Origin of the sequence: Vibrio atypicus (genome assembly GCF_009811315.1) — a bacterium.
GTDB lineage: Bacteria > Pseudomonadota > Gammaproteobacteria > Enterobacterales > Vibrionaceae > Vibrio > Vibrio atypicus.
Genome location: NZ_BLID01000002.1, coordinates 132,880 through 158,394 on the forward strand (window position 1 = coordinate 132,880; position 25,515 = coordinate 158,394).

Consider the following 25,515-nt stretch of genomic DNA (forward strand, 5'->3'; position numbering starts at 1 on the left):
AACCTGTAAATCATGCCATTACTGAGAAAATCTAATTATTGAAGAATTGGTAAATACAAATGACATATTTTGTTACGTAGAATATCTCTGGCAGCGAGGTCGTTTTTACATAAGTGTTAACATTTGCACATTTTCGATAGAAAAAAAGGTGAGTTATAGAGATAAATTCAGCTTTGGATATACTCTCAGTAGCACAAGGATTCTGGACTACATGTAAGTTTGTGGTCAAAAAATGAAACTTTTTTACAGAATGTGGTCACTTTTTTGTTTTAGGCGTTTAATTGCTTTATTTTTGCTCAATATTGAAGTGTGATCTAAATCCTTAATTTTCATTAACTTATGGTCGTTATTGGGATTTAGGTACCACTAAGTGGGTAAATAGTTTTTCATAACTGATCTGGGTCAATTTTTTTCATAACCTGAAATAATATACTCAGCCCTGAAAGCAATTTACTAAGACGTCTGTTTTGAAGATAACAGTGACCTTAATAAAAAGTTTTTAATATTTATTAATTTAGGAGATTCACTATGCCTGTAACTAATTTGGCTGAACTAGACGCTCTAGTAGCTCGCGTAAAAGCGGCTCAAGAAGAGTTTGCAACGTTCTCACAAGAGAAAGTAGACGCAATCTTCCGTGCGGCATCTCTAGCAGCTAACCACGCTCGTATCCCGCTAGCACAACAAGCGGTTGCAGAGTCTGGCATGGGTATTGTTGAAGACAAAGTAATCAAAAACCACTTTGCTTCAGAGTTCATTTACAACAAATACAAAGACGAAAAGACTTGTGGCATCCTAGAAGAAGATGACAACCTAGGCACAATGACTATCGCTGAGCCTGTAGGTATCATTTGTGGTATCGTTCCAACGACTAACCCAACTTCTACAGCAATCTTCAAATCTCTAATCTCTCTTAAAACTCGTAACGGCATCATCTTCTCGCCACACCCACGTGCGAAAAACTCTACTAATGATGCTGCGAAACTTGTTCTTGACGCAGCAGTAGCAGCGGGCGCTCCAAAAGACATCATCGGTTGGATTGACCAGCCATCTGTAGAGCTTTCTAACGCTCTTATGAAGCACGACGGTATTGCACTTATCCTTGCAACTGGTGGTCCAGGCATGGTTAAAGCAGCATACTCTTCTGGTAAGCCAGCAATCGGTGTAGGTGCAGGTAACGTTCCTGTAGTTATCGATGAAACTGCTGACATCAAACGTGCTGTAGCTTCTATCCTTATGTCTAAAACATTCGATAACGGCGTAGTATGTGCTTCTGAGCAAGCAGCTATCGTAGTTAGCGAAGTATATGACGAAGTGAAAGAGCGTTTTGCTTCTCACAAAGCTCACGTTCTATCTAAAGCAGACGCAGATAAAGTACGTAAAGTACTACTTATCGACGGTAACCTAAACGCGAAAATCGTAGGTCAACCTGCTCCAGCAATCGCTGAAATGGCGGGTGTTAAAGTTCCTGCTGATACAAAAGTACTTGTAGGTGAAGGTCTAGGTAAAGTTTCTTACGACGACGAATTCGCACACGAGAAACTGTCTCCAACTCTAGGTCTATTCCGCGCTGACAACTTCGAAGACGCAGTTGCTCAAGCGGTAACTATGGTTGAAATCGGTGGTATCGGTCACACATCTGGTCTTTACACTAACCAAGACGTTAACGCAGACCGCATCCGTTACTTCGGTGACAAGATGAAGACTGCACGTATCCTTGTAAACATCCCAACTACTCACGGTGGTATCGGTGACCTTTACAACTTCAACGTAGCACCTTCTCTAACTCTAGGTTGTGGTTCATGGGGTGGTAACTCTATCTCTGAAAACGTTGGTCCTAAGCACCTTATCAACAAGAAAACTGTAGCTAAGCGAGCTGAAAACATGTTGTGGCACAAACTACCTAAGTCTATCTACTTCCGTCGTGGTAGCCTTCCAATCGCAATGAGCGACCTAGAAGGTAAGAAACGCGCATTCCTAGTAACTGACCGTTTCCTATTCAACAACGGTTACGCTGATGAAGTAGTGAAACTGCTTAAAGAGCAAGGCATCGAAGTTCAAACATTCTTCGACGTAGAAGCGGATCCAACACTATCTGTTGTTGAGAAAGGCGCAGAAGCAATGAAGAGCTTCCAGCCTGACGTAATCCTAGCTCTAGGTGGTGGTTCACCAATGGATGCTGCGAAGATCATGTGGGTTATGTACGAGCACCCAGAAACTCACTTCGAAGAACTAGCAATGCGCTTTATGGACATCCGTAAACGTATCTACAAGTTCCCTAAAATGGGTAAGAAAGCGGAGCTTGTATGTATCACTACTACATCTGGTACAGGTTCTGAAGTTACTCCATTCGCGGTTGTTACTGACGACAAGACTGGTGCTAAGTACCCACTAGCTGACTACGAAATCACGCCAAACATGGCTATCGTTGATGCTAACCTAGTAATGAACATGCCTAAGTCTCTAACAGCATTCGGTGGTTACGATGCAGTAACTCACGCTCTAGAAGCTTACGTATCAGTTCTTGCTAACGAATACTCTGACGGTCAGGCTCTACAAGCACTTAAGATGCTAAAAGAGTATCTACCTTCAAGCTACGCGAATGGCGCTAACGACCCAATCGCTCGTGAGAAAGTACACAACGCTGCGACTATCGCTGGTATCGCGTTTGCGAACGCATTCCTAGGTGTTTGTCACTCTATGGCACACAAGATTGGTGCTGAGTTCCACCTACCACACGGTCTGGCGAACGCACTACTAATCTCTAACGTTGTACGTTACAACGCGAACGACAACCCAACTAAGCAAACTGCGTTCTCTCAATACGACCGTCCACAAGCACGTCGTCGTTACGCTGAAGTAGCTGACCACCTAGGCCTAAGCCAAGAAGGTGACCGTACTGCTCAGAAGATTGAACGTCTACTAGCATGGTTGGAAGAGCTGAAAGGCGACCTAGACATCCCACTGTCTATCCAAGCAGCAGGTGTTTCTGAAGCTGACTTCGTAGCAAAACTAGACGAGCTAGCTGTTGAAGCGTTCGATGACCAGTGTACAGGTGCTAACCCACGTTACCCTCTAATCACTGAGCTAAAAGAAGTGCTAATGGCTTCTTACTACGGTAAAGCGTTCGTTGAAGGTGAAACTTTCGAAGGTACTACTGTAATCAAGAAGAAAGCAGACCAAGTAGCTAAAGACGCTCCTAAAGTTAAGAAAGCAAAAGCTGACGCATAAGTAAGACGTCAGTGATGAGATAAGTTTTCGCTAGCACGACACTTATCTATCGGGAAAAGTTAAAGCCCCAGTCGAAAGACTGGGGCTTTTTTTTGATTTTATGAAACTGAATAAAGGAAAGAGATAGAGAAATAAGGTAATTAAAATAACGACTGAATAGGTGATTAGTGACATGATTTAGATGAATAGGCGTTATCGAAAATGATCATAGGAAATCAGCTTCTGAAAGGTGGAAAAGTCGAGTTCAATGGGGCATATTTGAGGCCTATGAAGAATTTTAAAACCTCAGTCGCTCATGCTGCGCGACATAATATTTTATTGAACGTGCCTTGGTAACTCGTCACTCAAAGACATAGTTACATTCAAAATTTACGTACAATAATTTATTGAGGTTTATATGACCCTTTCTGTTTTTGCGTCTCTATTTATAGTTACGCTTCTTGGCACAATGACACCCGGTCAGAGTGTTATTATGGTTTCTCGTCATACGCTTGCTGGTGGCAGGTTCAATGGTATCGTTACTTCTTTATCTCATGCGATTGGGGTAGGGATTTACGCTTTACTCTCGCTAACTGGCCTGGCTCTAGTTCTTAAAAACTCTCCCGTTGTATTCCATACCATTACCTATATCGGAGCTGCTTATCTGTTCTATTTAGGAGGATGTTCGTTGTGCTCGAAGGGAGGGCTAACAGATAAAATTTCGCGTGGTCAATCATGTAGCCTTTTCGAATCGGCGCGTGATGGATTTATGATTTCTTTACTGAATCCTAAGATCATTATTTTCTTTCTAGCGTTATTTAGCCAGTTTGTCTCGTTAGGTGATGATTTCATGAGTAAAGCCATCATAGTCACAACTCCGGTTGTTTTGGACGCAGTATGGTACTCATTCATTGCATGTGTGTTGTCACTACCGAATACGATCACTCGTCTACGTAAACACTCAATCTTTATTGATCGATTGTCCGGAGTGGTACTGATTGGGTTGGCGATTAAAGTTACCTTGGTGTAATGAGGGGATAGTTATGACTCGTTTTGAGAAAGCATGTTTTACCATTGCCTTCATACTATTCTTAATAGGCACGGGCATCACGTTGTATCAATGGTAGTTAAGTGACACTACAATTGTGGTGAATAACTGTACAATCCATTATTAAAGGCAACAAAAAGGCCGATGTTTTCACATCGGCCTTTTGAAACTCAAACTACTTTAGGTTTACTTTTCGTCTTCAGGTAACTTAACGTTAAGTTCCAAAACGGAAATATCATCGTCTTTATGCTCGAAAGACAAATCAACCATAGAAGGGTCAATCGCCACATATTTACCAATCACTTTAAGAATGTCTTCTTTAAGCTGAGGTAAGTAAGAAGGTGCTGGATCACCTTGACTGCGACGTTCTGCAACAATGATCTGTAGTCGCTCTTTGGCTAAGTTCGCAGAGCTTTTCTTCTGCGGGCGAAAAAATTCAAGTAATGACATGCCGATTTAGCCTCCGAATAGACGTTTAAAGATTCCTTTCTTCTGTTCAGTCAGGAAGCGGAAATCCACTTGCTGGCCAAGCAGACGCTCAACTGTGTCATCGTAAGCCATACCTGCGTCAGACTGGTCATCAAAAATGACAGGTACACCCTTGTTTGAAGCATTTAACACGGCTTGGCTTTCTGGAATAACACCTAGCAGCGAAATGTGAAGGATCTCTTCTACATCTTCAACACTCAGCATCTCACCTTGTGTTACACGCGCTGGATTGTAACGTGTTAGTAGCAAGTGTTGCTTCACAGGTTCTAGACCTTCTTCTGCACGGCGAGACTTAGAGTCTAAAATGCCAAGAATACGGTCAGAATCGCGCACTGAAGAGACTTCAGGGTTTGTGGTTACGATAGCTTCATCTGCAAAGTATAGCGCCATTAGTGCACCTTGCTCGATGCCCGCTGGAGAATCACAGATAACAAAGTCAAACCCCATCTCGTCAAGCTCATCCAGAACGCGGCGAACCCCTTCTTTAGTTAGGGCATCTTTATCGCGCGTTTGAGACGCTGGAAGAATGAATAGATTCTCTGTTCGCTTGTCTTTGATCATCGCTTGATTCAGCGTCGCTTCACCATTAATCACGTTAACGAAGTCATAAACAACGCGTCTTTCACAACCCATGATTAAATCGAGATTACGCAAGCCAATATCGAAATCGATAACTGCTGTTTTCTTACCTTTTACCGCTAGGCCAGAAGCAATTGCTGCGCTTGATGTCGTCTTACCAACGCCACCTTTTCCTGACGTTACAACAATAATGCGTGCCATTATGTGTTCCTTATAAATCTTATATCGTTAATGACTCAAACTTGAGCGAGTCATTGTCCAAACTAAACAATACTTTTTGTTGCCAAAATTCTTCAGCAAACTGTTCTGTTAGCCAATAATGGCCAGCGATAGACATTAATTCGGCGTTGAGCTTATTGCAGATGATGACTGCATCTTTGTTGCCGCTTGCACCCGCAATGGCACGACCGCGTAAGGTTCCATGAATATGGATAGACCCATCTGCAATGACCTCAGCCCCTTCGCTCACATGATTGAGCACCACAAGATCACAATCTTTCGCGTAAATCTGTTGGCCAGATCGAACGGGCGAACGTACAATTTTAGTCGGAGCCAACTTTGCAGGCGCTTGATTCGGTGACTTACTGGCTGACATAATCGCAAAAGAGGCTTCTCGTGCGAGATTCTGAGCTCGTTTGTCTTTACAGCCTGCAACGCCTACCGGAATCATACCGGCGTCTGAAATTCCTTGCTTCAATGCATGAAAGTCTATTTCACCATCAACTTTCGCAATATTGATGACAACAGGCGCATGAGCAAAAAATGCTGGCGCTTGTTCAACCTTCTCATTAAGGAATTTGACCGTATTTTCTACATCATTGTCGCTAAGGTGCAAAACTGACAATGTGAAGCTACTGCCTTTTAGGTCTGTTGAATGTGACATCTTTTACTTACAACCTCGTAAGGGCGTTGCCTGAGACTAGGGGTGTCATGTTATATTCCCACAATAAGCACAGCAAGTTATCTTGCGCTCAATTGAGTGTTTTGCTCTCAAAAATAGCGAAACACTGACGTTCAATGATCATAAACGGACAAAAGGCTCTCTATGCTTTGTGCAATTTACAAAAGTTCTAAAAAAGAAGGCGCGTACCTCTACATCCCAAAAAAGGATGATTTTTCACAAGTTCCTGACACATTGATGCAAATGTTTGGCAAACCTATTATGGTGATGGTCATCAAAATGGATGGTCGTAAACTGGCTACCGTAGACATTGATAAAGTGCGTCAGTCTCTTGAAGATGACGGTTTTTTCTTACAGTTACCACCACCACAAAAAAATGTGCTTGAAGAATACAAAGAGCTGAAAAAAGCTCGCCAGCAATCTGAAAATAAATAACAAACAGATTTGCTTTCAACTTGCTCAAGGAGGGCAATGTGAAGAAATTATTGTCAGTCATACTAGGTGTTACTTTTGCTAGCTCAGTGTGGGCCAACGAAGTGAGCTTTGATCGATACGTTGAAGGGTTAAAGCAAGAGGCCCGAAGCCAAGGGGTTTCTGAACAAATCATTACCCAAGCTTTTGAAAACGTGACATACAAACCGCGTGCAGTAAAAGCCGACAGAAACCAACCAGAAAAAAAACTCACTTTGGATGAGTACATTCCTCGAGCTGTACCAGACTGGAAAGTGAAGCAGGCGAAAGAGCTTTATACCAAACACGCTGAAGAGCTCAATCGTATTGGTGATGAATATGGCGTCCAACCTCGTTTCATTGTCGCGCTTTGGGGCGTTGAGAGTAATTTTGGCCGATTTACTGGTAATTACAGCGTGATTGATGCGCTATCTACCATGGCGTATGACGGACGCCGCGAAGCTTTTTTCCGCAAAGAGGCGATGGCAGCTCTGCAAATTCTAGATGAAGGTCATATTCCGGTTGAGGAGTTTAAGGGCTCTTGGGCTGGGGCTATGGGTCAATGCCAGTTTATGCCGAGTTCATTCCTTTCGTTTGCCGCAGATGGTAACGGCGATGGAAAAAAAGATATTTGGAATAGTGAAGCGGACGTGTTCGCCTCCGCTGCGAACTACTTGAGCCAATCGGGTTGGGGTAATAAGCATACGTGGGGACGTCAGGTTAAGCTTCCAGATGGTTTTGATACCAGTATTCAAGGCCGTGGAGAAGGTAAAGGGAAGTACTTACAAGAGTGGAGCAAGTTGGGGATTACACGGTATGACGGTCGCCCATTACCGAAGCTTGATGAAGACATTCAGGCTTGGTTGATTGCACCTGATGATGCGAATGGCCGTGTTTACCTTGTCTACAATAATTACAACGTATTGATGAAGTGGAATCGCTCTTACTACTTCGCACTGGCGGTGAGTCATCTAGCCGATAGAATCGTGTTGTAATATCACTAGGGAGCTCTCAGGAGCTCCTTTTTTAATTTAGGAATAAATGTGTTATCTGATCGTGCTTCGCAAATGGTCGTGTTTGCAGCTTTACTAACTCACAAGAACTTTACGGCAGCGGCGAAAAGTCTCGGCGTATCGGTCTCTCATGTCAGCAAACAACTCGCTCAGCTAGAAGAATCTCTGGGTGTTAAGCTTGTGCAGAGAACGACGCGTACTTTTACTCCCACCGAAGTTGGTGAGCAGTTTTACCATCATTGCCAAAAAATGGTGCAAACGGTCGAGGAAGCGCAGCGCGAAATCGAAAGTCAGCGAGACGAGGTTGCTGGTTTGATCAAAATTGGTCTCTCCCAATCTTTTGGAACACTCCACATTTTACCCGCTATTGATGAGCTTCGAATGCGTTACCCTAATCTTCAGGTAGAAATGCATTTGTTTGATTATCGAGTTGATATGCTTCAAGAGGGACTAGATCTCTGGATCACCAATAATGAAACTTTGCCTGAAGGTTACGTGGCACAACGCATTGCTGACAGTAAGTTTGTGCTGGTAGCGTCACCGGATTATCTAGTAAAAAATGAAATGCCTCACCACCCGAATGACTTGGTCGATCATAACTGTTTGATTTATAGAAGTTGGGAGCGAGATTACACGAGCTGGGCTTTTTCTAAGCCGACTAATCAGTTGAACGTTAAAGTCTCAGGTAATTACTCAGTTGATTTGGCAGAAGCGGTTCGTGACGCGGCGGTAGCAGGGTGGGGGATTGCTTATCTTGCGACTTATTTGATTCGAGATGAGTTTAAAGGCGGACAACTAATTCAATTGCTACCTGATTGGCAGCCAAGTCAAGATATGCCATTTTACGCGGTTTACCCAAGTCGACGCTATTTACCGACAAAGACGGCGGCGGTAATTGAATTTATCAAGCAGAAGATTGGGTCGCCGTGTCATTGGGATAAGCGGCTTTCTCCATACATTCAGTACTCCAAAACCCAATAGCAGCACGATAGATTGTTTCTGTTTTTAGAAACATATTTTCCAAATGGAAATAATCTCGCTTAGCAATCGTTTATCTTTAACAAAAACAATCAATTAGGCTTCTGGTGTTTAATTGACCAGAAGAAAGTACACTCCATTAACAAATGTGATTTGCATCTCATTTTTAACTGAATATTATCCGACGCCAATCTTGTTCCCCCAATTTTAGTCGGATCTTTTATGAACTCACTTCTCGGAATCATTGCCATTCTTGTTTTGGCATGGTCACTTTCTACCAACAGAAAAAATATTAATTTTAAAACCGTATCGTTGGCATTTGCTCTACAGATCTGTTTTGCGTTGCTTGTCCTTTATGTACCAGCAGGCAAAGATGCTTTAAACAGCGTGACAGGTGCAGTTTCAAACTTGATCAATTATGGTCAAGAAGGCATTGCCTTTTTGTTTGGTGGTTTAGCGACAGGCGGTTTTACTTTTGCCATCAATGTGTTGGGGATCATTATTTTCTTCTCTGCTCTTATCTCGGGCCTTTACCATATTGGCCTTATGCCTAAAGTGATCAATATCATTGGTGGTGGATTACAAAAGTTATTGGGTATTGGCCGCGCTGAGTCTTTATCTGCAACTGCGAACATTTTTGTGGGAATGATTGAAGCTCCGCTAGTAGTAAAACCTTACCTAAAACACATGACGGATTCTCAATTCTTCGCTGTGATGACGGGCGGCTTGGCTTCTGTCGCTGGTGGTACGCTGGTCGGATACGCATCACTTGGTGTTGATCTTAACTTCCTGATTGCAGCAGCATTTATGTCTGCTCCCGCTGGCCTGTTGATGGCAAAAATCATGGTGCCAGAAACAGAGAAAATCGACGCAAGTGTTGAACTGGATAATGTTGAAATGCCTCGCGCTACGAATGTCGTTGAAGCGATGGCTGACGGCGCTATGTCTGGCCTTCGTATTGCCGTTGCGGTAGGCGCAACCCTGCTTGCCTTTGTCAGCGTGATTGCCATGCTGAACGGTATGCTTGGTTGGGCGGGTAGCCTATTCGGTATCGATCTCAGTTTTGAACTGGTTCTTGGTTATCTATTTGCACCTGTTGCTTGGTTGCTTGGTATCCCGTGGAGTGAAGCAATTACGGCGGGATCTCTGATTGGTAATAAGATTGTTGTTAATGAGTTTGTTGCCTTTATTCAATTGATGGAAGTAAAGCCACTGTTAAGTGAACACTCACAAGCTATTGTTACTTTTGCTCTTTGTGGTTTTGCCAATATTTCTACTATGGCGATGCTGATTGGCGGCCTAGGTAGCTTGGTTCCAGAGAAACGCACCTTTATTTCTAAGTTTGGATTCCGCGCTATTGCTGCCGGTGTTATGGCGAACTTGATGAGCGCATCAATTGCTGGTGTCATTTTAAGCCTGTAATTACGGTCATTAATAACCAGATTGTCATGCCTAATAACGCAGGATGACAGCGCGTTTAATTAAAACGAAAAAGGGTTGATGCTTTTAAACATCAACCCTTTTGTATTTGAGTGAAATGAGCTTAGTTAGCTTTATTTCTTAGTGTGGAACTGCTCACACGCAATCATGGTATTTTCAATCAAGCTTGCGACGGTCATTGGACCTACACCACCTGGTACAGGAGTAATAAAGCTCGCGTTATCGCGTGCTTTGTCATACTCGACATCACCAACGAGTTTACCTGACTCTAATCGGTTGATACCCACATCGACCACGACTGCACCTTTCTTAATCCAATCGCCAGGAATAAAGTTAGGTTTACCAACGGCTACAACAACAACATCGGCTTGACGAACATGCCCTTCAAGATCTTTTGTAAAACGGTGACAAGTTGTCGTCGTGCAACCCGCTAAAAGCAGCTCCAGTGTCATAGGGCGGCCAACGATATTCGATGCACCAACAACTACTGCGTGTTTACCGCGAAGATCGATATTGTAACGATCAAGTAGCGTAATAATACCTTTCGGAGTACATGAACGTAGCTTAGGGATACGTTGGGCTAGGCGACCGACGTTGTATGGGTGGAAGCCATCAACATCTTTTTCTGGGTGGATGCGTTCTAGTACGTGTGTAGTATCAATACCAGCAGGAAGGGGGAGCTGCACTAGGATCCCGTCAATATCACTATCTGCATTCAGCTCATCAATAAGAGCAAGTAATTCTTCTTCGCTAGACGTCGCCGGAAGGTCAAAAGATTTGGAGACAAAGCCAACTTCCTCACATGCACGACGTTTACTGCCGACATAAACTTGAGAAGCAGGGTCTTCACCAACAAGTACTACCGCAAGACCAGGAGCACGCAGGCCAGCTTCAACACGAGCTTTTACACGAGCAGCAACCTCTGATCGAACAGTTTGAGAAATAAGCGTTCCATCGATATTTTGAGCAGTCATGACTTTCCTTCAATTAGAATGGCGAATAATTTGCAGCGCATTGTCGCAAATTATTTGATGAACATCTATAAGCAAACGTTTGCTTCGTGGTAAATTTAATCAGATTTACAATCGGTGGCCTTTTTTTGTTCATTCAGATCAGTTTGTTACGAAAAGCCCTTGTTTTAAGAAATCGAACTCGTATAATCCTTCCCTGTAGCGCGCCCTTAGCTCAGCTGGATAGAGCACGTCCCTTCTAAGGATGTGGTCGTAGGTTCGAATCCTACAGGGCGTGCCATTTATTCTAAAAAGCCCCGATAACTCAATGAGTTATCGGGGCTTTTGCGTTTTTGAGACCCTCGGTGACGCCGTTAAAAGCCTTTCTATTTTTTTAAATTTCCTATCAAGAACACTATTTATTTAGAAGTCACCTGTAGCTAGGTGCTGAAGACCAAATACTCTATAAAATATAGAGGTGTATGTTTTCCCTACTAAATGTATTGACGAATTGAGATAATAGGCTTGGAATGCGGATGCACACGTATGAATGAAAGTAAAATCTAGTATCAAACAAGTCGCAAATATAAGCGTTATGTGTCAGATGGAGTATAACTCTCCTCTAGAGAATTAGATGGCGCATAGATACTATTTATCGGCTTCCGCTTAAGGTTAAGTGGCTAATCAAGGAGAGATGAATGTCGGAGTGTGAACAGGTCATTCAGGCGCTGAAAAAGCAGTTAAAATCGCGTGGTGTGAATTATCAGGAGGTCGCAAAAGTGCTGGATTTGAGTGAAGGTTCAGTAAAGCGCCTTTTCTCAAACGGTGGCAGTATGAGCCTTGATCGTTTGTCTGCGGTGTGTGATCTGATTGATCTGGAAATGGCAGCCCTGTTTAAGCTTGCCGAAGAAGAGAGTCAGAGCCTTTCTTCATTGACTTGGGAGCAAGAAAAACAGTTGGTGGCTGATAAAGTGTTGCTGTTAGTCGCCGTTTGTATCACCAATGGCTATCGTTTTGAACAGATCTTAAGCCAATACAATCTCAGCGAACCTCAATTAATTCAAAAATTGGCGCATCTTGATCGCATCAAAGTGATTGAGTTGATGCCGGGTAATCGCATTAAGCTCAAGATTTCTTCATCGTTTTCGTGGATTGCTGGAGGCCCTATCCAACAATTCTTTCAGCAACAGGTCATAAATACCTTCTTTCGCACACACTTTTCTAAAAATGACGAAAAACTGGTGATGTCGACCGGGTTGATGTCTTTGCCTACCAATTACAAGTTCCAACAGCGCATTCAGCGTTTGGTGAAAGAATTCTATGAATCGTGCGACAGCGATAGTGATTTATCTATGGAGGAGCGGCATGGCACCTCGATGGTGATCGCAATGCGTCGCTGGACCTTCCCACTGTTTGATGAATTCGAAACAGAAGGCGATACTGTGAAAAGTCGCGCCGGATAATACCTGCAGTATTACTATTTGCCACTTTGCCTGCTGAGCTTTGTGGTTATGCAGCCTTCATGCAACCTACTGAGCAACCGGAGAAAGATTCTCTGATGACAGAAGGTAAAGGAGGCTATGATGCTGAACCGACTGAAAAAGATTCCACAAATCGCCATCTGGGGCGTTTTGCTTATCACTGTATTTCTCGTTACGCTCTCACCGAAGGCGCTAGCAGCTGGACTACTTAAACCTGTTAACAGCCAATATAAAGATCTTCAGATCCAATCCCACCATGTTGATGTTGCGATTCAAGACGGATACGCCACCACGTCAATTGAGCAGACGTTTTATAATCCTAATGACACAGAGTTGGAGGCTTTGTACTCATTCCCTGTTCCTCAAAAAGCCGTCGTAGGCGAGTTTATTTATTGGATTAACGGCTCGCCAGTTATCGCAGAGGCTGTCTCCAAAGAAAAAGCCCGCGAAATTTATGACGACCAAAAAGCGCAGGGTAACGCCACAGCACTGACAGAAAAAGACGAATATAAAACCTTTGATATTCGGGTGTACCCAGTGCAGCCGCAGCAGAGTGTGAAGGTGAAGCTGGTGTATATGCAAGATGCTTTGTTAGACCATGGCATTGGACGTTATGTATATCCCCTTGAAGAAGGCGGCGTGGATGAAGCCAAAAATAGCTTTTGGACTCGAAACGATAAAGTGGAACAGGATTTTTCTTTCAACGTGACATTACGTTCTGCCTATCCCGTTGATGACGTCAGGCTGCCAGCACATCCTGCAGCAATGATCATCCAGCAAGCGGATGGAGAACACATGACCTGGAAGGCAAACATCAGTAATCAAATCGCCAATACAGTGCAAGAGGGCGAGTCTGTGCAAACTGCTCATGCTGCAATGAGACTTGATCAGGACGTGGTTTTTTACTGGCGTTTGCAAGAAGGCTTACCGGGCCGCGTTGATATGGTGACTTACCGTGACCCAGAATCATCTAAGCGCGGCACAGTGAAACTGACTTTTACACCAGGTGATGATCTGACCCTAGTAACACAAGGACGTGACTGGGTGTTCGTGCTGGACAAATCCGGCTCTATGTCCGGCAAGTATTCGACGCTGGTGGAAGGTGTACGCCAAGGCTTGGGTAAGTTGCCTTCTGAAGACAGGTTCCGTGTCGTGATGTTCGACAGCTATACCTATGATTTAACGGGTGGTTTTGTTGCAGTTAACCCAACCAATGTCAGTAAAGCATTGCAGTCAGTCGAGCAAGTCGAGCCGAGTAATGGTACGGATCTCTACGAAGGCATGTCTGCCGCTATTCGCAAACTCGATGACGATCGCCCTACCGGTATTGTGCTGGTGACTGATGGTGTGGCGAACGTGGGAGTGACTGAAAAGCGCCGTTTCTTTGAGTTGATGGAAAATCATGATGTACGACTATTTACCTTTATCATGGGTAACAGCGCGAACACGCCACTCTTAGTACCGATGACCAAATTATCGAATGGTGTGGCGATGTCGGTATCCAACGCTGATGACATTATCGGTCATCTTATGAGCATCACCAGCAAATTGACCCATCAGGCATACCGAAACATCCAGCTTGATATTAATGGCGTGAAAATTAAAGACCTGACACCAGAGCAGATCAGCAGTTTGTATCGTGGTGAGCAACTAACCGTTTTTGGTCATTACTTCCAAGGCGGGGAAGCGGATATCAAGCTGACCATGGATATTGGTGGTGAATCCCGCGAATATCGCACTAAGGTGATGTTGCCAGATACCGCAACTGAGCATCCTGAACTTGAGAGAATGTGGGCGTTTTCAGCGATTCGTGATCTGCAGGAGCAAATGGACTATCTGGAGCAAAAAGACAGTGACAAAGAGCAGGCGATTGAAGATATTGCGCTCGAATATGGACTGTTAACGGATTACACCTCTTTGCTCGTTGTTCAAGAAGAGGTGTTCCAGCAAGTGGGTATGGAGCGCAAAAACCAATCGAGAGTACTGAAAGAACAGCGCGCCCGTGAGATTAAACAGAACAAACCGGTGAAACCGACCCGCGCTGATAAGAACCAGCCGACGTTTACCCAGCCGGCACCGACGTACTCTGGCGGTGGTAGTGGCGGCGGTGGTGGCAGTATGAACATCATAGTATTGCTCGGCATGATATTGCTCGGGGCTACTCGAGTGGCCATGGGAAGAAAACTGAGCAGATAAAAGCAGTTGAAAATAGGGAAAGAGGCAGCATGATGCTGCCCTCTGCTTACAAATCTTCGTGAATTAAGGTTATTACTAATTCTAGCTTTACCAATTTAGAAAACCTCGATAGCTCAAGGAGTTATCGGGGCTTTTCATTTTTGCCTTTCCTTATTTACTCTTGCAGCTATTTCCGATTACCGTAGATTGGATTTCATAACCCAAGCGTTAGCTTTTAGTTCGGACTTGTCACTAATGGAGGAGAGCGTGAATCTCGCATTGTTTGACTTTGATGGCACCATCACAACACAAGATGCTTACACACGATTTGTTTTCTATTCAGCTTCTAAACCTCGAATAGTACTTGGTTTCATGCTTATATGGCCGGTGATTTTGTTTTATAAGCTCGGATTGTTATCCGCTAGCAAGACGCGCCCTATTTTATCCAAAGTGGCTTATTGGCGGAGAGACGTTGCGGATATTGAACGACTCGCAGAGCAATATTGTGATGAATTTCTTAGTAAAGTAGTAAGACAAAAAGCGTTGGAAAGAATTGAGTGGCACAAGGGAAGGGGCGATAAAATCTATGTGGTATCGGCTTCTGTGAGTCCTTATCTACGTATTTGGTGTCAGCGGAAAAACATTGAATTGATATGCAGTGAGTTAGCGTGCAAAGGTTCTCGGTATACAGGAAACTATGTGCAAGGAGATTGCAGTCTAGAACGAAAAGTTATGTTTCTGCGTCAACGAGAAGATCTTACTCAGTTTGCCATGATTTACGCTTATGGTGATACTGAAGAAGATATCCCTATGCTTAGCATTGCGGACGTCAAATACTATTGCTGGCAGCGAATGGAAGGGCAACTTGACTGAGTGCGCTTTGTTTCTGTACATATGTAACGCTTTTAGGTAGCATGTCGCTCCCTCTATGAGCACCTGTTTGTTCGAGTTTTGTACGTTTAGGCACCATGCGCAGTATACATTCTAAAATAAAACCAGAATCTGAACCTTTATTGTCGGAATTAGCGCTTCACGCGTTGCTACATCTGCACACCAATCATTCAGCGAAAGTCCTAAGTTACAAGTCTCGCAGCGATATCAATGACATCTTATCAATGTGGTTGAACAAATCATCTAACTCTAAGAAATATAAGTCATTTAAGAAGAAGATTCGTTCTTTAGTCACTCATGCCCGATCGCAAAGGTTGGATATGGAGTCGATGTTGATGAACCTTTTACCTTCTCAAGAAGGTGATGAATTACCGCATCTCGATAGTTTTCTCTTGCTGATTAATACGTTGGAGAGAGAGTTGAATACAACAGTGTTGGTTTCTCGTCCAGAATCAGTAGATCTTGAGTTCAATCCTAAAGGGTGTCTTCTATGTGTATTATCAGCTGATTTAAATGCACATTTTAGTGAACGTAATCGACTCATTGCCAATATTTCGATGCTATTTCGCGGCACAAATGGCGAAAAACACAAGTTTCTTCGTACTATTTACTCTTCTTCGATTTTTGAACACAAAGTAGAATTTGAAGATGGCGGTTTTGTGAGAATCTCACTTTCGTTGAAGTAAATAACAACGGTTTCGTTGTTCGATGATTTTGACTGTTATTGTACTTTTCAAATCGTATACTGCATCGTACTGACGAAATACATTATCATCTATAATATACATTTCTTATACACTTCCTAGAAAAATCACAATAAACTATAGTTTATATTTTCGTAATTTCTTAAATAAATCCCTTTTGATATACATTTGTTTTTCTTACGCTGCCAATACTTTTAATTAATATTAGTGTTAATTAAATTGTATCAATATTGAGACATCTCATTATTGATTCACCATATTGGGTGAGGGGATATTGACCTAATTTATTCAAGCAACGATATTTACGCCTCTAATAAAACAAAAAGGAAAAATCCTTATGGGACGTAAAACTATTGCATTAACGGTTGCGTTGATGTCGTTGAATTCGTTACCTGCTTTGGCATTTGTTGCTGAGGGGGAAGGATGTATAGTAAGCAGAGAAAGTGGTGAAAAGTATTGTTTAAATGTGGGTGAGCGTTCAGGTTATTCGCTACCTAGTTTTATCTATAATCATGAAGTCGATGTATATGCCGGATCTGGTGCCGGCGTCATGTTAAGTGATTGGGATAACCTGTCTTATAATCGTATTGCCGTATTCACAGGCTTTACACCAAACAATGAGTTGGAATCAGTAAAAGCACGTAATGGTAAAGTCTTAGATTTTTCAAATCCTCGTTCTATGCGTGTTGTTGCTCGCGCTCCAGAAGTTGAACCCGCTTTGGCGTGGTCGTGGCAAGAAAGCCTCTTTATGCCTGAGTATGATCAAGTCATGGCTTCACCTGTGGTAGTTCAATTAAATGATGATAATGGTGATGGAAAAATTAATAACAATGACGTCGCTGATGTAATCGTAATTACTTTTAAAGATGATCAATATACGTATGGTGGTTTAGTTCGAGCTCTAAGTGGTATTGATGGCGCTGAGCTATGGGATTACAGTAATGGTGGTATTATTGCTGATGCTCGTTATTCTGTTGCGGCTGGAGATCTTGATGGCGATGGTTTTGTTGAAATCGTGACGAGTAACAGAGAGGAAGCTTTTTATAATATTCTTGATAACAAAGGTAATATAAAAAAGAGAATAGAAAAGAATGAAACTAACTGGCGTGCAATTGGCCAAATAGCTCTGGCAGATTTAAATAATGATGGTGCTATTGAAGTCATTGCACCTGACGGGGTTTATGAATATGACGCCGGTGTATCAATGTATGGTTACGCATGGACACCTTCCCCTATTTCTTTTGATTATGATAGTGATGGAAAGCAAGAAGTTTTTGCTGACCAAACGTTATTTGATCGAAACGGAGGTGCAATCTGGAGTTATCAGGCTCAGAGTAAAGTATGGTTTTCTTCTGTTGCTAACCTTGATAATGATGTAAAGCCAGAGCTGATCATTTCAAGCCCTGCATCTTTGTCTAGTGCCGAAAATAGCTTTATTTCTGTTTTAGAGCATGACGGAAGCGTGAAGTGGAGTGTAAATAACACGAGCAATCCTGGTGGTGGTGTACAAGCAGTTTCTAATTTCTTAGGCTACCCGACTAAAACTGTTGTCGAAGAGTCCGATCTGTTTGGTTTTGAATATGGCAACGATAAGCGATTAGCTACTAATTCAGACAATCTACTTTATGTAAACTCAGGTTTGGCTATAGATGCAGTTGGTACCACACCAACAAATTTATTCGGTGGAGACGGCGGCCATACCAATAATCCTATTGACCTGACTCAGGTACGTAAAATTGCCATTACATCAGGTAAGTATTATTGGGGCGGTAAACACTTATTGGCATTGAAGTTCTATATGAAAGATGGAACGGCTAAGATGTTTGGATCCAAGAAGTCATCATTCTGGCAGCAAACGGATTATTTCCACGTACCGCAAGACAAAGCAATCAGCGCGATCAATGTCTGGTCAAATGGTTGGTTGGTTGAAGCACTACAGTTTGAGCTTACCTCAGAGCAGTCTAACACTAATACAGGTATCGTGTATGCAGGATACAATGCTGTAGATATGTATAACCGTAACGGTAAGCTAATTTGGTCTGTCCCTAATGATGATTCTAGTAGTGGTAAAATCGGCGTATCAGCCTATGATTTTGATGGCGATGGTATCGATGAGGTTGTGGTTCAAGATCAAACACGCGTCCGAGTTTTGGATGGGCGTAGTGGTCTCGTTTTAAACGAAATTGCTAACTCAACAGGTACACTGTGGGAATCTCCTGTTGTTGCAGATCTTGCCGGTGATGACAATGCAGAGCTCATTGTGGTTGCAAATGACTATGATTCAAGATACTCCATTAATCACGGTGTGTTTGTATACAAATCTGCCGATTCTAATAAACCATGGAAGAATGCTACTCGTATTTGGAACCAACACTCTTTCCACCAATCGAATATCACGCAAGATGGTGCAATTCCAGCGACCTATGAACCAAGCTGGCTCACTCATAATAGCTACCGTTCAAGTACTTTAGTAAGCAAAGAAAAAGTGAGCTCTGGTATTTTTGGCTATCCTACTGGTAATCCAACAGAGGTTGAACTAGATGATGACCTGTATGTTCGTTATGGATGGATGATCGATGCTCTTGGTAGTAATGCTTATGACATGGTTGGTGGTCAAGGTGGTAATCTTGGTATCCCTGTGGACCTCGAGCGTGTAGCTTCTGTAGAGGTGACTTCTGGTACTATTTACTGGGGTGGCAAATACGTCTTAGCACTGACCTTTACTTATCGTGATGGAACAGTATTGTTCTATGGTTCTAAGCATTACGCGCACTCCCAAAAAACGGACATCTTTGAAATCCCAGAGGGTGAGGAGCTAGACTCTATAAATGTTTGGACGAAAGATGCCTATGTCGGAGCAGTTCAGTTCATACTTGATTAAATAGACATACAAAAAAATGCCAGTCAAACGACTGGCATTTTTTATTCGTTCAAGCCAACTTAAACTCTTGCAATTGCTCTTTGACTTGGTTTACTTCTAAACGGTAGCTTGAGACAATACTGTCCATACTGCTGGCGAGTTCCCCTGTTCTTAACGCGATTTCAGCTAGTACGTCGACGTCTTTGTCGACGTCTTCACTTGCTTTGGATTGCTCGATGGTTGAATTAGCGATACTTGTTATGTGCTCATTTACTGTCTCAATCAGGTGCTCCAATTCAAAGATACTGTCGTTTACCCCAGAGACGGAATTGAACGTTGAATCGGTCGCTTCACGGCTTTTATGCATGTTGCTAACAGCGGTTTGCGTATTGGTCGTAATGTTGGCGAGTAGCTGAGAAATGTGCTCTGTCGCTTCTTTACTTCGCTGTGCTAAATCTCGAACCTCAGATGATACCACTGCAAAACCGCGTCCGTGCTCACCAGCGCGAGCGGCTTCGATAGCAGCATTTAACGCCAGCAAGTTGGTTTGCTCAGAAATACCATTAATGGTGTCGACGATCTTGCTGACACTTTGAGCATCCTGTTCGAGTTTTTCCATGCAAGATTGCGTTTGTTCGATTTGAGTTACTAATGCTTCTACTTCGTGGTATGAGGTTTGACTCTGTTGCTGACAACTTAGAACCTTACTCGTCATTTGTTCAGTTTCTTTTAGTGCACGCTCTGAAGAGGCTGCTATTTCTAAGCTTGATTGGGATAGCTCCGTCATTGCTGTCGCGATGTTGTTACATTTATCGTTGGTTGCTTTGCTACTATCACCCAGGTCACCAGCACCTTGCACGATGTGCTCCAAACGCTCATTGCTGTGATCATTGGTATCGCGGATATTTGAGAGTAGCTGTTTAATACTCTTAGTTAGGTTGTTGACACTAAAGGATATTTGACTAAGTTCATTGCTTCCTTGTGCTGGAAGTTCAATCGTGAGATTTCGAGATGATGACATTAATCCCAGCTTGTCAGTCACAACATTTACCTGGCTTTTTAGTCCACGAATTGAGAACAGCATGCCCCCAATTAAAATCACGCTCACAGCAAAAGAGGCTGCAATCATGATTCCCATAGCCAATTCTGCATTGCTAGCTTGTTGATCGGAATGCTGAAGCATCTGATCTTTAACGCTATTTCGAATCTTGTTGATTAATTTGATTCTGTCCGTTGCCATTGAGAACCATTGAGTTGGGGCGGGACCTTCTAGAGCATCAAGCGTGTTTTTCTGTGCTAGGTATTTCTGTTGTACGTTTTCAACATTTTGCCAAGTAGGAGTGCGCTTCGATTCAGAGAGTTCTTTGAGCGCAGCGTTTGAAAGAGAAATACTGGCACTGCGCTCAGCATAGTCTCCGGAAGCGATATAACCTTGAACAGCGATGTACTGACCAACGGATGAATTCTTTCTCGAAAAAGCGCCATTCAAAGCCCCTCTAACTTGGCCAGCACGTTCTTTCATCTCCATGATTGCAATTAAGCTTTTACTCATGCTCGCAACTTCGGTATTGGCAAGTTTTCCGCTAATAAGAGAAGCATTATCAATCGCCAGCTGGTTAAGGTTTGAATAGTAGGCAAATGGCGATTGCCTTGGTGAAAGGCTATCAACTTCTTGACGAATCTGATTGAGTTTAGCTAGTTCAGTCGCTACATCCGATTTAAGCTGCTCAACCCAGCTCTTTGGCAGAGATGAAGTGGTGTAGTTCAGTAAATTTCTAACATGTACATCTGCTTTACTTCTATGTGAGAGTAAGGCTTCAACTTGTTTAGGATTTCCTTTGCTGCCTAGTACACCAGCAGACAATCCACGTTCTACAGCTAGATTATGCGCTAAATTATCATAGAGTAAAATGAGCTCAGTTGCGGCTAGATCTTGCTCTGTTTCCTCGAGCGTCGCTTTATGGTTGATGATTAGCTCTACCGCAAGTGATAAAGCAATTAAGATCGGGACTCCAGCAAGAATTAAAACCAACCGATTAAGACGAAACCTTTGTATTAAGGTGTTCATGTGTGCTCCTAGCATCATATTATTATATTGTTAGTATAAAGTGATTATTTAGATCCGTGAGCAATTGGACGGTATATTTTCCTCTTATGAAATGGGCGATTGGTTAATATGTGATAAAAGTCATATGTGGTACTAAAGTTTATTTTACTAATAAGATGCTAGTGTCATATGGATTTGGGCGTAGGACGGTGCTTTCTTTTCCATTGTTTGACACTATTTAAAGCGTCGCATTGAGGACTAGCGTGTCGCTCTCGCTGTGTGATATTTTCTCTTGTAAATATTGTGTTACCGAGTTGTTTTTATGCCCTTGTTATCTTGCAACCTATCTCACCGTTTTTCTTCTTTACCGACCCCTTTCTATAGCTTGGTAGAACCACAGCCATTATTGAATACTCGCTGGGTGATATGGAATAGCGATCTCGCTGTCAATTTGGGTTTGCCAGATACGTATCCCACCGGAAAAGAGAAAGCGTTCTTGAGTGGAGAGGTTCAGCCATCTTCCCAACCAACATTGGCAATGAAATATGCAGGGCATCAGTTTGGTTCTTACAATCCGGATCTTGGCGATGGGAGAGGATTACTTCTTGGTGAGGTGCAAACTGACTCTGGAGAATGGTTAGATTTACACCTAAAGGGTGCGGGGCTAACACCATATTCAAGAATGGGGGATGGTCGAGCAGTACTACGATCGACGATTCGAGAATACCTTTGTAGTGAGGCTATGGCCGGTTTAGGTATTCCTACGACCCGAGCTTTAGGTATGTTGACAAGTAATTCGGAGGTCTACCGAGAAAAGGTTGAATCAGGTGCATTACTTTTGAGAGTAGCAAAGAGCCATATTCGTTTTGGTCACTTTGAACATTTCTTTTATACCAATCAAATGAGTGAGCTAAAACTGCTCGCAGATAAAGTAATTGAGTGGTATTGGCCAGATTGTTTGGAGAGCAATAAACCTTACGCCACAATGTTTTCTAAAGTGGTTGAAAAGACGGCTGAGATGATTGCCTATTGGCAAGCGTATGGTTTCGCTCATGGGGTGATGAATACCGATAACATGTCGATATTGGGTGAGACATTTGACTACGGGCCATTTGGGTTTCTTGATGACTATGACCCTAGTTATATCTGTAATCATTCCGATTACCAAGGGCGCTATGCGTTTGACCAACAGCCTAGAATTGGGCTTTGGAACTTATCGGCATTGGCGCATTCTCTTTCGCCTTTAGTTGAAAGAACGGACTTAGAGCGTCACCTTGGGCAATATGAATCAAAGCTTGGGCGCAAGTTCAGTCAGTTAATGCGCAACAAGTTAGGGTTGCATTCCAAATGTGAAAAAGACAGTCAACTATTTCACTCAATGCTTGAGCTGTTACATCAAAACCGAGTCGACTATACGCGTTTTATGCGTGAACTCTCTAACCTTGATTCGAAGCCAATAGATGCGGTGATGGATTTGTTTATTTATCGTGATGCGGCAAAGGTGTGGCTAGATTTATATCTTGAACGCTGTGATGAAGAGGTAGATTCAAATGGAAGCTCCGTCTCCACTGTAGTTCGCTGTAAGCAGATGCGTCAGCATAACCCTAAATATATTCTCAGGAATTACTTAGCTCAGATAGCTATCGAGAAAGCAGAGCAAGGAGATTTTAGTGAAGTTAAGATTTTGGCTGAACTCTTGAAAACCCCTTTTGATGAACAAGATGATAAAAATGCATACGCTAACTTGCCGCCGGAGTGGGGCAAAGAAATGGAGATCAGTTGCTCTTCATAGGTGTGCGTATCAAATCATTTCTTTGCTAAGGCTCGATGTTGCGTTGAGCCTGAAATATGACAATTTGAGCTATGATCAAACATATCAATAGGATGGGATGTGATATGGATCTGCAATCAGTTCAAAGTTTATATATTGTGCAATAAGGTCTCCAAGCAGAAGTAATTAAACTCTCAATATAAGTTCATGTGGTAATGGAAGAAAAAATGACAACGAAAATTCTCGTGGTTGATGATGACCAAGAAATACGAGAGTTACTTGATGAGTATTTATCGAAATCTGGTTATCAGGTAGCGACAGTGGCAGACGGGGAAGAACTTAAGAGTCACCTAGAAGAGTTTGGTTATCCTCAACTCGTGTTGCTTGATGTCATGTTACCCGGTGATGATGGTTTCGCGCTTTGTCAGTTTATTCGTCGTGAATCCAATGTGCCTATTATTATGCTAACAGCGGTGTCTGATGAAACCGACCAGATCATTGGGCTTGAAATAGGCGCGGATGATTATATTGCGAAACCTTTTAATCCTCGCCAGCTTATTGCTCGGATAAAAGCGGTACTTCGACGAGTGCAGTTGAATGAAGAAAAAGTCAGTGATGCGTTACCTAAGCAAATTACGTTTGGAGATTGGCGACTTGATACTCTTGCTCATAAAATCATTCATCTAGAGACAAACGAAGAGCACGACCTTTCAGGCAGCGATTTTGCATTGTTGATGCTGTTTTTGACTCGCCCTAATGAAGTACTTGATAGAGATACCATCTCATTTGCTACGAGAGGTCGTGAAGCGTTGCCTTTTGAGCGAGGTATAGATGTTCAACTCAGCCGCTTACGTCATCGACTTGGTGACAGTGGTAAATATCCTCAATATATCAAAACCATGCGTGGCAATGGTTATATTTTGGCAGTCCCTGTCAGCGTAGAGCACTAGATTGATGATGAGATTACTGCGCGTTATTAAGCCTAACTCGCTTGTCACTCGTACTTTGGGACTTGCGTTGTTAGCGGTGGTATTGGCGCAGGGTATTGCAACGGCTATTTGGTATAGTGAATCTAAGCAGAAAGAACTACTCGGCATTCAAGATGCCTCTGAAAGTATGGCGAATATGTTTGCTTCAACGGTGACTTTCTTCCAATCACTTCCCGTTCGCTATCGACATATAGTTCTTGACCAAATTCGCAACATGGGTGGGACGCGATTTTTTGTCTCATTTAACAAAGAGAAGCTGATTGTAGAGCCGATACCGGATACGCAACTTAAGCAGGCGTCGCTTAGCGCGGTTAAATCGGTATTAGATAAAAAACTCACTAAGGTGGCTTCTATATCAGCAGATTTCTCTCATCCTGATAACTTGCGCCTGCTTAAAAATGATATCTATCTTAGTGATCTACCTAAATCTTGGGCGCACCATACATTAACATTGTCCCCAATTGATCCTCCGATTTTAGTGGTGCAAATAGAGCTGAGTTCCCATGAATGGGTCTATATCGCAGCGCTACTTCCTGCACCTTATGTGACTTTAGATGATACGGTTATTGCGCGGGAGCAAATCGTCTTTTTATTGCTTTCTACGACCTTGCTACTTGGCTTGACGTACTTCTTAATGCGGCGACAAGTCAAGCCTCTAAAAAGACTCGCCAAAGCCGCGAATGAAATGAGCATGGATATCGATCAGCCACCTTTGGCTGAAGAAGGGGCAAGTGAATTGGTCACTGCGACCAGAGCCTTTAATCGCATGCAACAACGAATTCGTCGCTATGTTTCTGACCGAGAGCATTTGTTCTCTTCTATTTCTCATGACTTAAAAACGCCGATTACTCGTCTGAGATTGCGCGCTGAATTGCTCGAGAGTGACCAAAAACGAAGTAAGTTTAATAAAGATCTTGATGAGTTAGAAATGATGGTCAAAGGCGCACTGCAATGTGTAAGGGACACAGATCTGCATGAAAATAACGCCTTTATTGACCTCAATGAGATGATTAACTCGGTGATCGAGCCCATGAATTTCTCTCAGCAAAAAGTCCACTTTGCTCCGGTGGAAATGGACCCCATCGTCGCTAAACCACTCGCGATTAAGCGTGTACTGACTAACTTATTGGATAATGCCGTCAAGTATGGTTTTAGTGCGGTGGTCAAAGTGGAAACCTCAGAAGATTGGATCACGGTCACTATCGATGATGAAGGTCCAGGTATCCCTGAGGAAAAACTAGAACAGGTATTTGAGCCTTATTTTAGGTTGGCGATGGATGACCAAGGACATGGTTTAGGACTTGGGATCTGCCGTAATATTCTCCACGGACATGGCGGAGATCTCATAATTAGCAATCGTTCTCTTGGCGGTTTACGCGCTCAACTCTATATCCCACCTAGCTTAGAAGTTTAATGTAACGCAATTGTTACATTGGCTTTACGCTTTGTTTCAATCAAAAAATTCTATTTGGATAGACTTCATAGTGTTCAAGCACGAAGTGAACGGGTCAGTTATGCCGTAGGCCCTGACGTCTAATCCAA

19 protein-coding genes and 1 tRNA gene are annotated in these 25,515 nt (G+C 42.9%); 15 read left to right on the plus strand and 5 right to left on the minus strand.

The annotated features are described in order from the left end of the window. Positions 1-528: 528 nt before the first annotated feature. Both adhE and GVO60_RS05255 read left to right on the plus strand, forming a co-directional pair. Positions 529-3,228: a bifunctional acetaldehyde-CoA/alcohol dehydrogenase gene (adhE, locus tag GVO60_RS05250; RefSeq protein ID WP_159651612.1), complete on the plus strand. Its 2,700-nt coding sequence runs from the start codon at positions 529-531 to the stop codon at positions 3,226-3,228. 397 nt (positions 3,229-3,625) lie between these two features. After that, positions 3,626-4,237: a LysE family translocator gene (locus GVO60_RS05255; RefSeq protein WP_159651614.1), complete on the plus strand. Its 612-nt coding sequence runs from the start codon at positions 3,626-3,628 to the stop codon at positions 4,235-4,237. Between the two features lie 204 nt (positions 4,238-4,441). Here GVO60_RS05255 and minE read toward each other — a convergent pair whose 3' ends face one another. Genes minE through minC form a run of 3 tightly spaced genes read right to left on the minus strand, consistent with a single transcriptional unit; the run spans position 4,442 to position 6,206 of the window. Beyond that, positions 4,442-4,705 carry a cell division topological specificity factor MinE gene (gene minE / locus GVO60_RS05260; protein ID WP_159651616.1) on the minus strand — a complete coding sequence of 88 codons (264 nt, stop codon included), beginning with the start codon at positions 4,703-4,705 and terminating at the stop codon, positions 4,442-4,444. Positions 4,706-4,711: 6 nt separating this feature from the next. Then, positions 4,712-5,524: a septum site-determining protein MinD gene (gene minD, locus GVO60_RS05265; RefSeq protein ID WP_159651618.1), complete on the minus strand. Its 813-nt coding sequence runs from the start codon at positions 5,522-5,524 to the stop codon at positions 4,712-4,714. Positions 5,525-5,543: 19 nt separating this feature from the next. Beyond that, positions 5,544-6,206 carry a septum site-determining protein MinC gene (gene minC, locus GVO60_RS05270; RefSeq protein ID WP_159651620.1) on the minus strand — a complete coding sequence of 221 codons (663 nt, stop codon included), beginning with the start codon at positions 6,204-6,206 and terminating at the stop codon, positions 5,544-5,546. Positions 6,207-6,368: 162 nt separating this feature from the next. Here minC and GVO60_RS05275 point away from each other — a divergent pair, with 162 nt between their 5' ends. The 4 genes from GVO60_RS05275 (at position 6,369) to GVO60_RS05290 (ending at position 10,087) form a co-directional block, all read left to right on the plus strand. Continuing rightward, positions 6,369-6,659, plus strand: coding sequence for a YcgL domain-containing protein (locus GVO60_RS05275; RefSeq protein ID WP_159651622.1), 291 nt, complete (start codon positions 6,369-6,371; stop codon positions 6,657-6,659). A gap of 38 nt (positions 6,660-6,697) precedes the next feature. Continuing rightward, positions 6,698-7,669, plus strand: a complete 972-nt coding sequence (locus tag GVO60_RS05280) for a lytic murein transglycosylase (RefSeq protein ID WP_159651624.1) — start codon at positions 6,698-6,700, stop codon at positions 7,667-7,669. A gap of 48 nt (positions 7,670-7,717) precedes the next feature. Next, positions 7,718-8,668 (plus strand): LysR family transcriptional regulator, encoded by a 951-nt coding sequence (locus tag GVO60_RS05285; RefSeq protein WP_159651626.1) that lies wholly within the window; start codon positions 7,718-7,720, stop codon positions 8,666-8,668. Positions 8,669-8,887: 219 nt separating this feature from the next. Continuing rightward, positions 8,888-10,087 (plus strand): NupC/NupG family nucleoside CNT transporter, encoded by a 1,200-nt coding sequence (locus GVO60_RS05290; protein ID WP_159651628.1) that lies wholly within the window; start codon positions 8,888-8,890, stop codon positions 10,085-10,087. Positions 10,088-10,218: 131 nt separating this feature from the next. On the opposite strand, the gene folD is transcribed toward GVO60_RS05290, so the two are convergent. Beyond that, the gene (folD, locus tag GVO60_RS05295; RefSeq protein ID WP_159651630.1) at positions 10,219-11,079 is read right to left on the minus strand and encodes a bifunctional methylenetetrahydrofolate dehydrogenase/methenyltetrahydrofolate cyclohydrolase FolD; all 861 of its coding nucleotides are present in this window, start codon (positions 11,077-11,079) and stop codon (positions 10,219-10,221) included. Between the two features lie 200 nt (positions 11,080-11,279). Here folD and GVO60_RS05300 point away from each other — a divergent pair. The 6 genes from GVO60_RS05300 (at position 11,280) to GVO60_RS05325 (ending at position 19,187) form a co-directional block, all read left to right on the plus strand. Continuing rightward, positions 11,280-11,356: transfer RNA gene (locus GVO60_RS05300), tRNA-Arg, on the plus strand. Between the two features lie 397 nt (positions 11,357-11,753). Then, positions 11,754-12,518: a helix-turn-helix domain-containing protein gene (locus tag GVO60_RS05305; RefSeq protein WP_159651632.1), complete on the plus strand. Its 765-nt coding sequence runs from the start codon at positions 11,754-11,756 to the stop codon at positions 12,516-12,518. A 120-nt stretch (positions 12,519-12,638) separates the two neighbouring features. Next, positions 12,639-14,732 carry a VIT and vWA domain-containing protein gene (locus GVO60_RS05310; RefSeq protein ID WP_159652423.1) on the plus strand — a complete coding sequence of 698 codons (2,094 nt, stop codon included), beginning with the start codon at positions 12,639-12,641 and terminating at the stop codon, positions 14,730-14,732. 246 nt (positions 14,733-14,978) lie between these two features. Further along, positions 14,979-15,584 carry an HAD-IB family hydrolase gene (locus GVO60_RS05315; RefSeq protein ID WP_159651634.1) on the plus strand — a complete coding sequence of 202 codons (606 nt, stop codon included), beginning with the start codon at positions 14,979-14,981 and terminating at the stop codon, positions 15,582-15,584. Positions 15,585-15,679: 95 nt separating this feature from the next. Continuing rightward, entirely contained in the window at positions 15,680-16,288 is a 609-nt protein-coding gene (locus GVO60_RS05320) for a DUF2913 family protein (protein ID WP_159651636.1), read from the plus strand. 355 nt (positions 16,289-16,643) lie between these two features. Continuing rightward, entirely contained in the window at positions 16,644-19,187 is a 2,544-nt protein-coding gene (locus GVO60_RS05325) for a beta-prism lectin domain-containing protein (RefSeq protein WP_159651638.1), read from the plus strand. 49 nt (positions 19,188-19,236) lie between these two features. Here GVO60_RS05325 and GVO60_RS05330 read toward each other — a convergent pair whose 3' ends face one another. Further along, entirely contained in the window at positions 19,237-21,234 is a 1,998-nt protein-coding gene (locus GVO60_RS05330) for a methyl-accepting chemotaxis protein (protein ID WP_159651640.1), read from the minus strand. A gap of 301 nt (positions 21,235-21,535) precedes the next feature. Between GVO60_RS05330 and GVO60_RS05335 the strand changes: the two genes are divergently transcribed. The 3 genes from GVO60_RS05335 (at position 21,536) to GVO60_RS05345 (ending at position 25,387) form a co-directional block, all read left to right on the plus strand. Continuing rightward, positions 21,536-23,005: a protein adenylyltransferase SelO gene (locus GVO60_RS05335; RefSeq protein ID WP_159651642.1), complete on the plus strand. Its 1,470-nt coding sequence runs from the start codon at positions 21,536-21,538 to the stop codon at positions 23,003-23,005. Between the two features lie 206 nt (positions 23,006-23,211). Then, entirely contained in the window at positions 23,212-23,934 is a 723-nt protein-coding gene (locus GVO60_RS05340) for a response regulator (protein WP_159651644.1), read from the plus strand. Between the two features lie 4 nt (positions 23,935-23,938). Continuing rightward, complete coding sequence (locus GVO60_RS05345; RefSeq protein ID WP_159651646.1) at positions 23,939-25,387, plus strand: ATP-binding protein; 1,449 nt, start codon at positions 23,939-23,941, stop codon at positions 25,385-25,387. The last annotated feature ends 128 nt before the right edge of the window (positions 25,388-25,515 follow it).

What these genes read in the sequence shown, in the direction of transcription:
- adhE (WP_159651612.1), top strand. Translation starts at nt 529, where the DNA reads ATGCCTGTAACTAATTTGGCTGAACTAGACGCTCTAGTAGCTCGCGTA.
- GVO60_RS05255 (WP_159651614.1), top strand. Translation starts at nt 3,626, where the DNA reads ATGACCCTTTCTGTTTTTGCGTCTCTATTTATAGTTACGCTTCTTGGC.
- minE (WP_159651616.1), bottom strand. Translation starts at nt 4,705, where the DNA reads ATGTCATTACTTGAATTTTTTCGCCCGCAGAAGAAAAGCTCTGCGAAC.
- minD (WP_159651618.1), bottom strand. Translation starts at nt 5,524, where the DNA reads ATGGCACGCATTATTGTTGTAACGTCAGGAAAAGGTGGCGTTGGTAAG.
- minC (WP_159651620.1), bottom strand. Translation starts at nt 6,206, where the DNA reads ATGTCACATTCAACAGACCTAAAAGGCAGTAGCTTCACATTGTCAGTT.
- GVO60_RS05275 (WP_159651622.1), top strand. Translation starts at nt 6,369, where the DNA reads ATGCTTTGTGCAATTTACAAAAGTTCTAAAAAAGAAGGCGCGTACCTC.
- GVO60_RS05290 (WP_159651628.1), top strand. Translation starts at nt 8,888, where the DNA reads ATGAACTCACTTCTCGGAATCATTGCCATTCTTGTTTTGGCATGGTCA.
- folD (WP_159651630.1), bottom strand. Translation starts at nt 11,079, where the DNA reads ATGACTGCTCAAAATATCGATGGAACGCTTATTTCTCAAACTGTTCGA.
- GVO60_RS05305 (WP_159651632.1), top strand. Translation starts at nt 11,754, where the DNA reads ATGTCGGAGTGTGAACAGGTCATTCAGGCGCTGAAAAAGCAGTTAAAA.
- GVO60_RS05310 (WP_159652423.1), top strand. Translation starts at nt 12,639, where the DNA reads ATGCTGAACCGACTGAAAAAGATTCCACAAATCGCCATCTGGGGCGTT.
- GVO60_RS05320 (WP_159651636.1), top strand. Translation starts at nt 15,680, where the DNA reads ATGCGCAGTATACATTCTAAAATAAAACCAGAATCTGAACCTTTATTG.
- GVO60_RS05325 (WP_159651638.1), top strand. Translation starts at nt 16,644, where the DNA reads ATGGGACGTAAAACTATTGCATTAACGGTTGCGTTGATGTCGTTGAAT.
- GVO60_RS05330 (WP_159651640.1), bottom strand. Translation starts at nt 21,234, where the DNA reads ATGAACACCTTAATACAAAGGTTTCGTCTTAATCGGTTGGTTTTAATT.
- GVO60_RS05335 (WP_159651642.1), top strand. Translation starts at nt 21,536, where the DNA reads ATGCCCTTGTTATCTTGCAACCTATCTCACCGTTTTTCTTCTTTACCG.
- GVO60_RS05340 (WP_159651644.1), top strand. Translation starts at nt 23,212, where the DNA reads ATGACAACGAAAATTCTCGTGGTTGATGATGACCAAGAAATACGAGAG.
- GVO60_RS05345 (WP_159651646.1), top strand. Translation starts at nt 23,939, where the DNA reads ATGATGAGATTACTGCGCGTTATTAAGCCTAACTCGCTTGTCACTCGT.